Annotated in this window: 12 protein-coding genes and 1 pseudogene; 5 read left to right on the top strand and 8 right to left on the bottom strand. The window is 60.5% G+C overall.

Annotated elements, in window-relative coordinates; translation table 11 throughout:
- Positions 1–429: 429 nt before the first annotated feature.
- Complete coding sequence (locus CVS27_RS20955; protein ID WP_165788218.1) at positions 430–603, bottom strand: hypothetical protein; 174 nt, start codon at positions 601–603, stop codon at positions 430–432.
- Positions 604–775: 172 nt separating this feature from the next.
- Here CVS27_RS20955 and CVS27_RS18930 point away from each other — a divergent pair, with 172 nt between their 5' ends.
- The 3 genes from CVS27_RS18930 to CVS27_RS18920 all read left to right on the top strand — a co-directional run bounded on the left by CVS27_RS18930 (position 776) and on the right by CVS27_RS18920 (position 2144).
- The gene (locus tag CVS27_RS18930; RefSeq protein WP_207767576.1) at positions 776–1000 is read left to right on the top strand and encodes a glycerophosphodiester phosphodiesterase family protein; all 225 of its coding nucleotides are present in this window, start codon (positions 776–778) and stop codon (positions 998–1000) included.
- Complete coding sequence (locus CVS27_RS18925; protein ID WP_103467404.1) at positions 976–1464, top strand: glycerophosphodiester phosphodiesterase; 489 nt, start codon at positions 976–978, stop codon at positions 1462–1464. The genes CVS27_RS18930 and CVS27_RS18925 overlap by 25 nt, the downstream gene beginning before the upstream one ends.
- Positions 1465–1649: 185 nt before the next feature.
- Positions 1650–2144, top strand: coding sequence for an SRPBCC family protein (locus tag CVS27_RS18920; RefSeq protein WP_133162995.1), 495 nt, complete (start codon positions 1650–1652; stop codon positions 2142–2144).
- Positions 2145–2631: 487 nt separating this feature from the next.
- Here the strand turns inward: CVS27_RS18920 and CVS27_RS18915 are convergent, their stop codons facing one another.
- Positions 2632–4149, bottom strand: a complete 1518-nt coding sequence (locus CVS27_RS18915) for an MFS transporter (protein WP_207767575.1) — start codon at positions 4147–4149, stop codon at positions 2632–2634.
- A gap of 157 nt (positions 4150–4306) precedes the next feature.
- Between CVS27_RS18915 and CVS27_RS18910 the strand changes: the two genes are divergently transcribed.
- Positions 4307–5035 carry a TetR/AcrR family transcriptional regulator gene (locus CVS27_RS18910; protein WP_103467401.1) on the top strand — a complete coding sequence of 243 codons (729 nt, stop codon included), beginning with the start codon at positions 4307–4309 and terminating at the stop codon, positions 5033–5035.
- A 57-nt stretch (positions 5036–5092) separates the two neighbouring features.
- Here CVS27_RS18910 and CVS27_RS21695 read toward each other — a convergent pair.
- From CVS27_RS21695 to acs, 5 genes and pseudogenes are all read right to left on the bottom strand, one after another.
- Positions 5093–5760: pseudogene (locus CVS27_RS21695) on the bottom strand (FAD-dependent monooxygenase); the annotation flags it as partial.
- A 93-nt stretch (positions 5761–5853) separates the two neighbouring features.
- Positions 5854–6348 carry a CoA-binding protein gene (locus CVS27_RS18900; RefSeq protein WP_103467400.1) on the bottom strand — a complete coding sequence of 165 codons (495 nt, stop codon included), beginning with the start codon at positions 6346–6348 and terminating at the stop codon, positions 5854–5856.
- Positions 6345–7688 (bottom strand): O-acetylhomoserine aminocarboxypropyltransferase/cysteine synthase family protein, encoded by a 1344-nt coding sequence (locus CVS27_RS18895; RefSeq protein ID WP_103467399.1) that lies wholly within the window; start codon positions 7686–7688, stop codon positions 6345–6347. Before CVS27_RS18895 ends, CVS27_RS18900 begins: the two co-directional genes overlap by 4 nt.
- Positions 7688–8866 carry a dimethylsulfone monooxygenase SfnG gene (sfnG, locus tag CVS27_RS18890; protein WP_103467398.1) on the bottom strand — a complete coding sequence of 393 codons (1179 nt, stop codon included), beginning with the start codon at positions 8864–8866 and terminating at the stop codon, positions 7688–7690. The genes CVS27_RS18895 and sfnG overlap by 1 nt, the downstream gene beginning before the upstream one ends.
- Positions 8863–10842 (bottom strand): acetate--CoA ligase, encoded by a 1980-nt coding sequence (gene acs, locus CVS27_RS18885; protein ID WP_103467397.1) that lies wholly within the window; start codon positions 10840–10842, stop codon positions 8863–8865. The genes sfnG and acs overlap by 4 nt, the downstream gene beginning before the upstream one ends.
- A 306-nt stretch (positions 10843–11148) precedes the next feature.
- Between acs and CVS27_RS18880 the strand changes: the two genes are divergently transcribed.
- Complete coding sequence (locus CVS27_RS18880; protein WP_103467396.1) at positions 11149–11727, top strand: flavin reductase family protein; 579 nt, start codon at positions 11149–11151, stop codon at positions 11725–11727.
- Between the two features lie 640 nt (positions 11728–12367).
- On the opposite strand, the gene CVS27_RS18870 is transcribed toward CVS27_RS18880, so the two are convergent.
- Positions 12368–12484, bottom strand: a complete 117-nt coding sequence (locus tag CVS27_RS18870) for an NAD(P)-dependent oxidoreductase (RefSeq protein WP_279325083.1) — start codon at positions 12482–12484, stop codon at positions 12368–12370.
- Positions 12485–12636 lie beyond the last annotated feature (152 nt).

The following is a 12636-nucleotide window of genomic DNA, read 5'->3' as shown; positions in this document are numbered from 1 at the left end:
TTCCTCCGTTGAATGGAGTGGATATTCTCAACACCTCCAACCATGAACGCCTCCCGCGACGCCGTCAAGGCCCCCATGCGTCCAATCGTCGTTGATCACGGGGTCCGAATCGAGATCCCGCGATCCTGTTTAGGATAACGACTTCCGGTCCAAATGACCGTTTGCCTCCCTCCCTGCCGTACCGAGGTCGATGTCGGTGGCAACGCTGAAACACGCTAACCCCCTGTGATCGGGGGCTAGCGTGCCCAAGGCGGGATTCGAACCAGACGATTGCCCTTGCAAGCATTCGGAACTATTGAGTTCCTGCGGGAACAACTACATCGTGATGATTCTTCGGCGAGGTGCTCCCACCAACGACGCTTGAGGATTCCTATCTCCGTCGTCGTTCACAAGCCGGGATTTGGCTGAGATGGGTCAGCGAGTCACCGGTTACGCTCCGGTCACGCTTACGGTGAATAGATTGGGCCCGCTTCGCGTGACCTTCACCAGGTCTCTCGGTGCGTTGGCCTTGGTGGAAACGTGGGAAATAGCCGTTTCCAAGGTGTGCTCGATCGTGGAGCGGTCCCAGATTTTCAGGGTCAGAGAATTGGATTCAAAGTTCATGCGCCATTGCTTTCTTTGATGGTTGTCCGGCTGCCTCCTCATTGAGACAACCGCCTCAGCTTATGCGACCATTCACCCCCAACAGGTCGCGGTGTGACTGAGAACATAGCCAATGGTTGCCTTGGTCCTGAGCGGAGTCGCACTAAGGCGACTAGCATTTCGCTGCCTCTGGGTGACGTACACCCTCGTGGCCAAACTTGACCAGACCGTGGCGGCCGTCCGTGAGGGCTCCGGCACCGCGACCCACGCACCTGAAAACAGCATCGCATCGTTCCTGCTCGCCGAGCGCAGCGGAGCCACGGAGCTCGAACTGGACATTCGCATCCCGCGCGACGGCGTCCCCATCGTCTTGCACGACGCCACCCTGCACGGGTGGCCGGCGAACCTGGCCCGATAACCGACACTCCGGTCCTCGAACTCGATCTTGGGCAACTACGCACCGTCCTGCTGGATTCCGGACAGCCAACACTGACCTTCAGCGAAGTCGTGGACGCAACCAGTGTTGAACTTCACGTCGAAATCAAAGACCCCGGCGCAGTCGCGACCTTGGCCGAACTGGTCCTTAGCCGGCCTGCAGACGCAGCAGGCATTAGGTTCACCAGCTTCCAGACCGAGGCGCTGTCCTTGCGCCGCCAGCATGCGCTCTCGGTGCCCCGCGGTCTCATCGTCAGCCGTTACGCTGACACCCAGCAGCACGAAGGTGGCCTGGACGGCATTCTTGAAGCCGTTGGTGCCAGCACTTTCTACAGTGGTTTCGAGGGCCTCACTTCCCAAGAGGTGGAGCGACTGCACCAGGCTGGCTACGAGGTTCATGTCTGGCCACTGCGGTCGTTGAGCGACGTCGAGCAAGCAGTTAGCTAGCTCAGTGGGCATACGCCGAGGGTGGCCTCTGTTTCTTCTAGACAGAGAAGCCCCGCTCACCGTTTTTCATATTCCATCAGGCGTTCCTCGTGAACGCTTACAATCGGTTCAGGGGCTATTCGCCCCAGTAATGGGCACTCAATTTTTGGTTTGTCTACTACCAGCTCTACCGCTGAGGAGAAACGGTGGGATATAGCTCGTTCAGTAATTCAGGATATTTTTCAGGAAGGCCAGAGACCCTTTGGGCTTCCTTCGTTGACCCTGCAATATCAGCTGAGTATGTGGAACACAAGACCACATTTTTTGCGAATAAACATTTCGCGCTGGAAGCAGGAAATAGCTGGAGCGAACACCATGGCGAGGAATGTGACTTCGACGTGGTCACGTGGACGATTACGAACTACGTTCCCGAGTCAACCATGGATTTTCACGGCAAACAGCGTGGGATTCGACAGCGTGTTCGAATGACCATTGAACCCGTTGATGCTGGCTACCGACTCACAGAGACAATTCGCTTTTCACCGGCGTTCAAGGGAAAGTTCGGACCCAGCGTGCTTTCGTGGCTATTACTGGTCACCGGGCTTCTGGCCAAATTTGGCGACGATAAAGGAGAGTCCTTAGCGCGACTCCAGGATTACCTCGATGGCGTCAAGGAGCTCTCGTCGCAAACTGACGCATAGCTCCTGTCCTCGTCACACGCCGTCGAGACGCTTGAGCATGGCGGTCGTAGCAGCTTCTCAGTCCGTGAAGTCACAGGTGACGTGTCTGAGTTTCGCTTGACCGGTTGACTGGGTCGGGGCCGCTGCATTCGAGGACTATCTGGGGCTGGAGTCTTGCCATGCTCCGAGCGATGCCTCATGCACCCGCCAAACTGTCGGCAAGCGGACCCGTATATGGCCTTTCGAGTTCCTAACGGCAGCTGATGCGGGTTGCGGACCTGCGATTTCATTCGATCTATAACCCCGAGGGCTCTTCCCGCCGCGAGCTGGAGACCGGGCAATGATTTGTGGCGACTCGTGACAAGCATTGACACATCACTAGTGCACGATGGCGCGCAGCCATGAAGGTTTCAAGAAATTCGGCAACGTCAAAAAGGACGCCCTGCCAGCCGCTTGTGCGCGGCAGCCAGGGCGTCCTCCTTACTTCGGTGGCGTTCAGGCCAGTCCACTACATGTGGACGGCTGTCTGGCCCGTGGAAACAGCCGTATGCTCGCGGCGGCGGTACATGAGTGCAGTCACCACCGCGCCGATCACCAGCAGGACAGCGCAGGCCACGTAGGCTCCGGAGTAGCCACTGACGAGGGAGTCAAGGTGACCCTCGCCAGAATCGATCGCGGAGATGGTTGCCCCTGCGACGAGAGTGTTCAACACGGCAAGGCCGATGGAGCCACCTAGCTGCTGGGAAGCGTTCACGGCTGCCGATGCCGCCCCGGCATGGTGTGGGTCGACCCCGAGAGTGCCAACGCTCAGCGCCGAGGAAATAATGGCACCGAGACCGATGGCCACGATGAACATGGGCACCGCCACATGCAGGGTGTAGCTGCTGTCGGCGTTGGCAAACGCTAGCAGAAGCGAACCTAGAGCGGAGATTGTCATGCCAGCTGGCACCAATACCTTGGCTCCGAGCCGCGCCATGAGCACCGAGGTCGACAGCATCGCTGAAATCATGATCCCCAGACACAGCGGCAACACGGCCAAGCCGGTCTGCAACGGGGTAAAGCCAAGAACAATCTGCAGGTAATAGACCAGGTACAAGTTCACACCAAAAATCACGGCACCGGCAACAAAAATCGCCAGCATGGAAGCACCTCGATCTCGGTGAACCACAATGTGCAGCGGGAGCAGCGGGGACTTTCCACGCCGCTGAAGCATGACAAAAACAACCACGAGGACTACGCCGATGCCCAGGCAGCCCCACGTGCCAATGCTGCCGAAACCATGTTCTTCCGCATTGGTGAAACCAAAAACGAGGGCAAAGAAGCCCAACGTTGCGAAGATTGCCCCAGGAACATCCAGCTTGATCCCGCGCTCACGCACGGTCGGGGCAATGGCAATGACACCAACAACAAAGGCAACAGCAGCAAAGGCAATGTTTACGTAGAGAGTCCATCGCCACGTCATGAATTCGGTGAGGACACCTCCAAGCAGAAGGCCAACAGCACCGCCGGCACCGGCCAGGGCGCCGTAAATGCCAAACGCCTTGCCACGTTCTGCAGGATCAATGAACGTCGTAGTGAGCAAGGACAGTGCTGCAGGCGCCAAGAGCGCCGCAAAGATGCCCTGCAAAACGCGCGCTGCCAGCAGTATGGCGAAGCTCGGTGCGGCACCGCCAAGAGCGGAAGCCACGGCAAAGCCCACCAGGCCGATGAGGAAGATCTGTTTGCGGCCCATCAGGTCGGCAATGCGGCCACCCATGAGCAACAGGCCGCCGAAGGACAGTGCGTAGGCCGTAATGACCCAGGGGCGAAGTGAATCAGAGAAGTTCAGCTCGAGCTGTGCGCTTGGCAGCGCCACGTTCATGATGGTGGCATCCAGAACCACCATGAGCTGGGACATGCCGATGGCCAGCATTGACCACCAGCGCAGGGCAGACCTGCCGGAATCGGGAACTTCCGGGACGGTCCGGGGATCAGAACCCGCGCGGATGCCCCGGCTCGACTCTTCCATTTTTGTAGCAGTACTCATATACCTATTGCCTTTTGCGAATGATGAAGCTGAACAAGCGGAACAGCTATTCCTTAGAGTCTATACCGTGCGGAATAGCTATTCCGGCGTGTTTAATTTCACGCTACACTTGAATTGACAACATAAGCCCCATGCCATCACCGAAAGCACCCACCGCATGAAACAGCTTCCACCTCGCGAAAACCACGAATCCTCCACGGGACGCCCTCACCAGGATGCTGCCGTCCCGGCAGGTCCCGCACCGCATCCGGAAGCCGCAGGTGAAGTTTCCAGCTCTCGTGACGATCACCTGCGCCTGGCGGCTCATGAACTTTTTGCACGCAACGGACTGGGCGTGCCACTGGCCGACATCGCCAGAGCGGCAGGCGTGGGAGTGGCCACACTGTACCGCAGGTACAAGGACAAGGACATCTTGATCCTGGACGTTTACCGAGACCATATGGCGGACGGTGAAAAGTTTGCACTCACGGCCAACGGCTTCGCAGAACCATGGGATGGCATTGAGTACTTTCTGCGCCGTTCCACATATCAGCTGCTTCATGACCGTGGCATGCGTGAACTTGTCTTGGGGGGCTACATCGGCGGGGCGGGCTGGGCGCGCGGGTCCACGCATGAAGAACTCATCGCCGCTCTGGACGCCATGGAAGCGAAGGTTACCGCCCAGCTTGAGCTGCTCGTGACCCGCGCCAAGGCGGCCAAGGCTGTTCGTGAAGATTTCCAGCAGCAGGATTTACTGTTGATCTCGGCCATGGCCCAGGCCGCGCTACCCGTCGATCACCGCGGCACGACCGCCGTGAGCCAACGTGCCCTGCAACTGCTTATTGAGGGTTTTCGCCCGATCTGCACGTCCCCGCAAGCAACGGATGGCATGCCCACAGAAGATTAGAAACATCAGATGAGAAGTGCCCGCCTCGATGTCGGGGCGGGCACTTCCTTGTCTCAATTAGCCTGCAAACACTTCCCTACCCGGCTCATTCGCCGCCGGGACACCGTCGCCTTCCTGACCGTAGGGCCAGTCGTTGTAATGGTGGTTGCCGTTGCCGCGACTCTTGAACAACAGGTTGCGGAGCGTTCAGGCCAGGCCGGAAACGTACCATGGCTCGCCCCAGACGCGGGCCGTGCGGCCGGCCCTGGCCTCATTGAAGTCATTGAAGTCATCTTCCCGGGCGCTGGAGTCGATGCCTTCGTCGGTGCAGATGGTTGCCTGCGTGACTTCCAGCAACACGGCAGCATTTTCAAGTGCCTGGCAGGCACCTTGGGCCAGGTGCTGGAGCATGGGGTGGGCGGCCTCGCCAATCAACGTCATGCGGCCGCTGACCCAATTCTCGATCGGGTTCTTGTCATACATGGGCCAGCGGATGCCAGTTGCCAGGTTCTTCAGGGCTTCCCGAACAGCCGGAACACAGTCACTACAGGCCTCTTCCAGCTCGTCAACGCCACCGTACTGCTACTCGCCACGCTCAAACGACGGCGACGTGAAACGGCAACCGTGTTCAGCAGCTCACCCTTGCGCAGCGGGTACTGGACCAGGTGGCAGTGTGGGCCGAGGTAGACGATGACGTCTTCCAGGTCAGCCTTCGGGGTAGCGTCCGTGAGGGGCACCGTGCCGCGGCAAGGCCCACCACAAGAGGAAGGTCCCCAGTTCAGTGACGGGGACCTTCCTCTTGTGGTGTGCAGCGGTCGCCACGGATCAGGTACTGATACTTAAGCCAGAACCTGGCGCTTGGAGGAGATGACGCCGGTGTCAAAACCGGCCAGGTGCAGCCCCCCATGGAAACGGGCGTGCTCAATCTTCACGCAACGGTCCATGACCACTTCAAGCCCGGCTGCCTCGGCCTGGGCCGCGACCTCTTCATGCCAGGACCCCAGCTGCAGCCACAGCGTCTTGGCACCCACGGCAATCGTCTCCGCCAAAACACTGGGAAGGTCATCGTGCCGACGGAACACATCCACCAGATCCGGAACCTCCGGCAAATCGGCCAGTGACTTGTACACGGGCTGGCCCAAGATCTCCGTGGCCACCGGGTTTACAAAGTAGACCCGGTAACGGCTGGAGGACAGCAAGTAAGTGGCAACGAAGTAGCTGGCGCGGGACGGCTTGTCCGAGGCACCGACGATCGCGATGGACTGTGTTTTGTGCAGGACGGCCAGCCGTTCGGGGGCCGTGGGGCCCACCCAGGTGCGTTCAACAGTGCTCATGCGTGTGCTCCGATCGTGCAGGACTCAGCTGCGGCTTCTGTGGCTGGTTCACCGGAAGACTGCGCCACGGTGAGCGCCTGGTCAAGGTCCCAGAGAATGTCGGCCAGATCTTCCAGGCCGACGGAGATCCGGATCAGGTCCTCGGGCACGCCGGCCGCGTCGAGCTGATCGGCGGAGAGCTGCTGGTGCGTGGTCGACGCCGGGTGCAGGACCAGGGTGCGTGAGTCACCAATGTTGGCCAAATGACTGGCCAACTGGAGGGAGTCGATGAAGACCTTGCCCGCCGCCCGGCCACCGCGAACACCGAAGGCGAACACGGAGCCAACGCCCTTGGGCAGGTACCGCTGCCCACGCTCAAAATCAGGGTGGCTGGGCAGTCCGGCGAATTTAACCCACGAGACTCGCTCGTCGGCCTCAAGCCAGGCAGCCACGGCCGCGGCGTTGCGCAGGTGTTCATCCATGCGCTGCGGCAGTGTCTCCACTCCCTGCAACAGCTGGAAGGCCGATTGGGCGGACAGCGCCGGACCAATGTCGCGCAACTGCTCCGAACGCAGCTTGGTCAGGAAGCCGTATTCGCCAAAGTTGCCCCACCAGGAAACGTCGCCGTAGGAAGCGACGGGTTCGGTCATGGCGGGGAACTTGCCGTTGCCCCAGTTGAACTGGCCCGATTCGACCACGACGCCACCGAGGGTTGTGCCGTGCCCGCCCAGGAACTTGGTGGCGGAGTGAATCACAATGTCGGCACCGAACTCAATCGGGCGGATCAAATACGGCGTGCTGAGGGTGGCGTCCACCACGAGCGGGACGCCGGCGTTGTGGGCCACAGCAGCGAGCCCCTCCAAATCGGCGATGTCGCCGGAGGGGTTGGCCACGATTTCCGTGTAGACGGCCTTGGTGTTCTCCCGGATCGCAGCGGCAAAGTCCGCAGGGTCGTTGGAGTCGACGAACGTGGTGTCCACCCCAAAGCGTCGCAGGGTCACATCCAGCTGGGTAATGGTGCCGCCGTACAGCTTGGAGGACGCCACAATGTGGTCACCTGCCCCGGCCAATGCCGCGAAGGTGATGAACTCGGCAGCCATGCCCGACGACGTCGCCACAGCCCCTATGCCACCCTCCAGGGAGGCGATGCGCTCCTCGAAGGCTGCCACGGTGGGGTTGCCGATGCGTGAGTAGATGTTGCCGTACTTTTGCAGCGCAAACAGGTTGGCGGCGTCGTCGGTGCTCTTGAACACAAACGAGGTGGTCTGGTAGATCGGCACGGCGCGGGCACCATGCTCGGCGTCGGGTGTGCCGCCGGCGTGCAGTGCGCGGGTGCGGAAACCGAAGGAGTGCTCGGCCATTAGACGGACACCTTCTCGAAGTTCGTTTCGGTCAGCAGGGAAAGGTCCAGCTCTGTGCCGTTCGCCCGGGCCAGATCGGCCTCCAGTTCGCGAACAATGGGCATGACGTCCCTGCCAAATGCTGCCACTTCCTCTTGGAAGTGCAGGTATCCGGTCAACAGCAGGTTCACGCCGCGTTTCTTGTATTCCACGATGCGGGTGGCGACCTGTTCCGGCGTACCGATCAGCTGGGTCTTGAAGCCGTCGTTGTACTGGATGAGGTCCTCGAAGGAGGAGTCAGCCCACATGCCCTTGCCGTCCTTGGTGGAGGCGCCGGCCTCCTTGACGGCAGCGGCGAAGCCTTCGACGGCGGGGCGGTGCGCCTTTTCCACGATCTCGCGCAGCGTGTCTCGGGCTTCTTTTTCCGTGTCCCGGGCAATGACGAAGCCGTTCAGGCCAAAGCGCGGCTTACGCCCGGACTCGGCGGCTGCTGCCAGGACGCCGTTGACGTTTTCGGTGTAGCCCTCCAGGGTGCGGCCGTTGGAGAAGTACCAGTCGGCGACGCGGCCGGCGGTGGCCTGCGCTGCTGTGGAGTTCCCGCCAAAGAAGATCTCCGGGTGGGCGCGCCCGGGCACGTCCACGGGGGCCGGCTTGAGTGTGAACTCGTTGATGTTGTAGTACTTACCAGCCTGGGAGAATTCCTTCTCGGTCCACAGCCCGCGCAACACCCGAATGAACTCCTCCGTGCGCACGTAGCGTTCGTCATGCTCCAGCCAGTCAAGGCCAAAGTTGACGAACTCGTCCTTGAGCCAACCGGAGACGATGTTCACGGCGGCACGGCCGTTGGAGAGGTGATCGGCGGTGATCATGAACTTGGCGAGTACGCCAGGGTGCCACATGCCAGGATGGACGGCGGCAATGACCTTCAACCGTTCGGTGGCGCCAAGCAAGGCGAGGGAGAAACTGGTGGCTTCGTGCTGCTGATCGGCGCCGTAGGAGGCCGCGTAGCGGGTCTGCGTCAGCGCATATTCAAAACCGCTGTTCTCGGCAATCTGGGCCAGCTTCTTGTTGTACTCAATGCTCCAGTCGGTGCGCTGCTCAATCGTGCTGACCACCAGGCCGCCGGAAACATTGGGAACCCAATAGGCAAATTTCAGCGGGGTGGAGAGGTCTGCGACATTTTCCGGTGTGTGGCTCATGAGAGTTCCTTTGTTTTGTACTGTTCAACAGCGGCAATAATGCCCGCCAGAGATTCTTCGTTCTGCAGCGAGGTGGTGTCCCCCAACGGGGTCCCCTCAAACATTTGGGTGAGCAGCCGACGCATGATCTTCCCGGAGCGGGTCTTGGGAACATCCGGCACAACGACGACGGCGGAAGGTTTGGCGATCGGTCCGATCATGTGTGCCACGTGGGCCCGCAATTGCGCTTCCACCTCGGATGGACTGTTTTGGCAACTACTTTGCAGCACCACAAACGCGACGACGGCGTGTCCGGTCAACGCGTCCGTCACCGGGGTGACGCCAGCCTCGACCACGGCGGGGTGGGACACTAGCGCCGATTCAATCTCGATGGTGGAGAGCCGGTGGCCGGAAATGTTGATCACGTCATCGACGCGGCCCAAAATCCAGACGTGACCGTCGGCGTCGTAACGGGCACCATCGCCTGCCAGGAAGTAGCCCTGCTGAGCGAACTTGCGCCAGTACGAGTCCAGGTAGCGTTGCGGGTTGCCCCACACCGTCCGGGCCATGGCCGGACCAGTACCGTCAACCACAATGAAACCCTGCTCATCGCGCCCGACATCAGCTCCGGCGTCGTCCACTATGCGCACGCTCACCCCGGGCAGGGCGCGAGAGGCGCAACCGGCCTTAAAGCCGGTGTCACTGGGCCGCGGGGAGAGGATGGTGGCGCCGGTCTCGGACTGCCACCAAGTGTCCACCATGGGTACTGTCCCTCCCCCGAGCTGGTCGCGCAGCCAGTGCCAGGCCTGCGGGTTCACTGCCTCGCCCACGGTGCCCAGCATACGGATGGAGGAAAGGTCGTGGTGGGCCGGGACACCGTCAGGGAACCAGCCCATGAGCGAGCGGACCAGGGTGGGTGCCGTGTAGTAGCTGGTGACCCCGTAGCGTTCGATGATTTCAAAGTGGCGCCCGGGATGCGGGGTGTTGGGGGTGCCCTCGAAAATGACCTGAGTGACGCCGTTGGAGAGCGGGCCGTAGATTTCGTAGGTGTGCGCCGTGACCCAGGCCAGGTCTGCCGTGCACCAGTGCACATCGGTGTCACGCAGGGCCGGATCGGGGTTGCTGAACAGGAATTCGTGACTGTAGGAGGCCTGCGTCAGGTAGCCGCCGGTGGTGTGGACCAAACCCTTGGGCTGGCCCGTGGTACCGGAGGTGTACATGATAAACAAGGGCGTCTCGGCGTCGAAGTACTCGGCCGTGTGCTCCGGGCTGGCCTGCCCGACGGCGTCGTGCCACCAAATGTCCCTGCCCTCGGTCCACTCAACTTCCGAGCCCGTGCGGCGCACCACCAGGACGTGCTCAATGGAGTTTTCCCCTGAGACCGCCTCGTCCGCATTAGCTTTCACGGGGATAGCCTTGCCGCGGCGGAACTGACCGTCGGTGGTGACCAGAAGCTTGGCCCCGGTATCTTCGACGCGGAATTTCAGCGCCTCGGCGGAGAATCCCCCGAAGACGAGGGAGTGGATGGCGCCGATGCGGGCCACCGCCAAGGTGATAATGATGGTTTCGGCGATGACGGGCAGGTAGATGACTACCCTGTCGCCCTTGCCAATGCCCAGCGCCTCCAGCGCATTCGCGGCACGGCAAACCTCGTCTTGCAGTTCACGGTAAGTGATGGAGCGGCGGTCTCCGGGCTCGCCTTCGAAATACAGTGCCACCTTTTCGCCCTTGTCGGCGGTGACATGCCTGTCAACGCAATTCACGGCTGCGTTCAGTTTTCCGCCAGCAAACCACTCGATGGCGGGGACGCGGAGCTCCTGCTGGCCGGGAACAATGGCCGGTTCAAAGGTGTGGGTGGTGTGCCACTGCTCAGCCCAGTCCAGTCGGAGGGCCTGCTGCGCCCAAAAGTCCACGCGGGCGCCGTCATCGACGGCCTTGGCAGGCGCAGGCTCGCTAAGGTCCAGTGGTGTGGCAGTGGGTAATAAGGACAAGCTCATGAAAAAACTCCATCGATCCTGGCGGGAGCACCATCCCACACTGACAATGCCTATTGGAAGTGGGGTGGTTGCTGCGGCGTCATTGATCCAGGTCTCTGCGCCACTCGGGATGGTCTTTCTCTACTAAAACCCTTGACATCGCCATCGACCAAATTATTTGTTAACAAAATGTCACCTCGCGAAACATATAAGCCATTTTCAGCCACCATGGGCTGAAAAATCGTCAACAAATACGGTGAAGTGGTAATTTGCAATGAGTAGTGGCCGTCGCTGCACCTGGCCACAGCCGTAATTCAAGGAGAAGTCATGCGTCAATCAACAGTCCTCGCCACGGCCGAACAGGATCCAGCAATCCCCCACGGCTTTGTCGACATGCTCAGTGCTGACGACTTCAAATCCGCGTTCCGCAATCACCCCGCAGGTGTTGCCGTCATAACCGCCGATATTGGTGCTGGCCCCGTTGGCCTGACAGCCACCTCAGTCATTTCCGTATCGGCCAACCCGCCGCTGGTGGTGTTCTCACTGTCTTCGGCATCCTCATCGACCCCGACACTTAAGAGCGCCGAAACGGTCGTTATTCATTTGCTCGGTGCCGATCAGATAAAGCTTGCTAAGACTTTTTCCACCAGTGGCATCGACAGATTCGCTGACACCTCCACCTGGTCGCGCCTGATCACCGGCGATCCATATCTACCCTCGGCCAACGCCTGGATGCGTGGCCGGGTTGTCAATCAAATGGAGGCCGGAGATTCCACGGTGGTGGCCGTTCAGGTTCTGCAGGTTGATCTGCCGTGCGACGTCGGCCGCTCCGCCGCCGAATCGCGGCCCTTGGTGTACCACAATCGCACCTGGCACTCCCTGAGTGAGACCTCCGCCGTCAAGTAAAAGGCTCCCATCCCCGGAATGTTTGTCCGGTGATGGGAGCCTTTTACTTTAATCCCCACAAGATCCTGCGCTGGAGCGTGGCCGCCGCCCCAACAGAATCTGCACCCGCACGATCGCTAGCAACGGGCTTGCCGTGGCCCAGCGAAGCAGCGAGTACAGCAGCTGTGTGGCTCCGGGCATGAAGCCACAACCGTGGTGGTGCCAGTCCGTGGCCCGCTTGGTGAAGTAATCCCACATCGGGTCCTTCGGTAGGCGCAAACGAGTGCCAGTGTCGGCGCCGGTACGCCATGCCCAAAAGACGGTGGGCCGGAAGATGAAGCACAACTGCGGTAACCATTGCTCAACGGTATTCTCCCCCAACACAATCACCGTCTTGCCCGGATCCTCCAAAGTCGCCCGTAGTGCAGCAGCCCGATGAGTGGGGGCCTCACGCGTTTACTCCTTCGCGCGAGATCAATTCATCCGTGCTCAATTCGTGCGTGGTGGAACGCCCGGCAGTGGCGCCTTCAAACCAGGCCACTTGGTTGAGGCCCATGCTCCGCCTTGAATAGCGTTCGTCACAGAACCCCTCTAAGTCCAGTCCGCCGCGCACAAGGACCTCACCGGCACCGAGCGGGTAGGAGTAGTCCAGCGGCAGCGATTACGGCTCAATCACATCAAGAACGGCACTGATGCGCCCCGATACGGTTTCGACCCGCAGCGCTTGATGATCCACCAGCATCCCGCGTGCTGCGTTAATGACCGTTGCCCCGTCCAGGATGACCTTTTTGCCCCACGGGTTGCCGCAGTTCGATCACGCGTCCCCCGATCTTTGAGACGCCGATCTTTGAGACGTCGATGATGTCACCATGATTGCTCCCAACGAGGACTTTAGCGATGGAGCATCCAGCTCTCATGGTGTTTCTGCAG

Origin of the sequence: Arthrobacter glacialis (assembly GCF_002909445.1) — a bacterium.
GTDB lineage: Bacteria > Actinomycetota > Actinomycetes > Actinomycetales > Micrococcaceae > Specibacter > Specibacter glacialis.
This window is presented reverse-complemented; position numbering and strand designations above follow the sequence as displayed.

Coding starts and splice junctions, on each gene's coding strand:
- CVS27_RS18900 (WP_103467400.1), bottom strand. CDS start 6,348: ATGAGCACTGTTGAACGCACCTGGGTGGGCCCCACGGCCCCCGAACGG.
- CVS27_RS18915 (WP_207767575.1), bottom strand. CDS start 4,149: ATGAGTACTGCTACAAAAATGGAAGAGTCGAGCCGGGGCATCCGCGCG.
- CVS27_RS18895 (WP_103467399.1), bottom strand. CDS start 7,688: ATGGCCGAGCACTCCTTCGGTTTCCGCACCCGCGCACTGCACGCCGGC.
- acs (WP_103467397.1), bottom strand. CDS start 10,842: ATGAGCTTGTCCTTATTACCCACTGCCACACCACTGGACCTTAGCGAG.
- CVS27_RS18910 (WP_103467401.1), top strand. CDS start 4,307: ATGAAACAGCTTCCACCTCGCGAAAACCACGAATCCTCCACGGGACGC.
- sfnG (WP_103467398.1), bottom strand. CDS start 8,866: ATGAGCCACACACCGGAAAATGTCGCAGACCTCTCCACCCCGCTGAAA.
- CVS27_RS18880 (WP_103467396.1), top strand. CDS start 11,149: ATGCGTCAATCAACAGTCCTCGCCACGGCCGAACAGGATCCAGCAATC.
- CVS27_RS20955 (WP_165788218.1), bottom strand. CDS start 603: ATGAACTTTGAATCCAATTCTCTGACCCTGAAAATCTGGGACCGCTCC.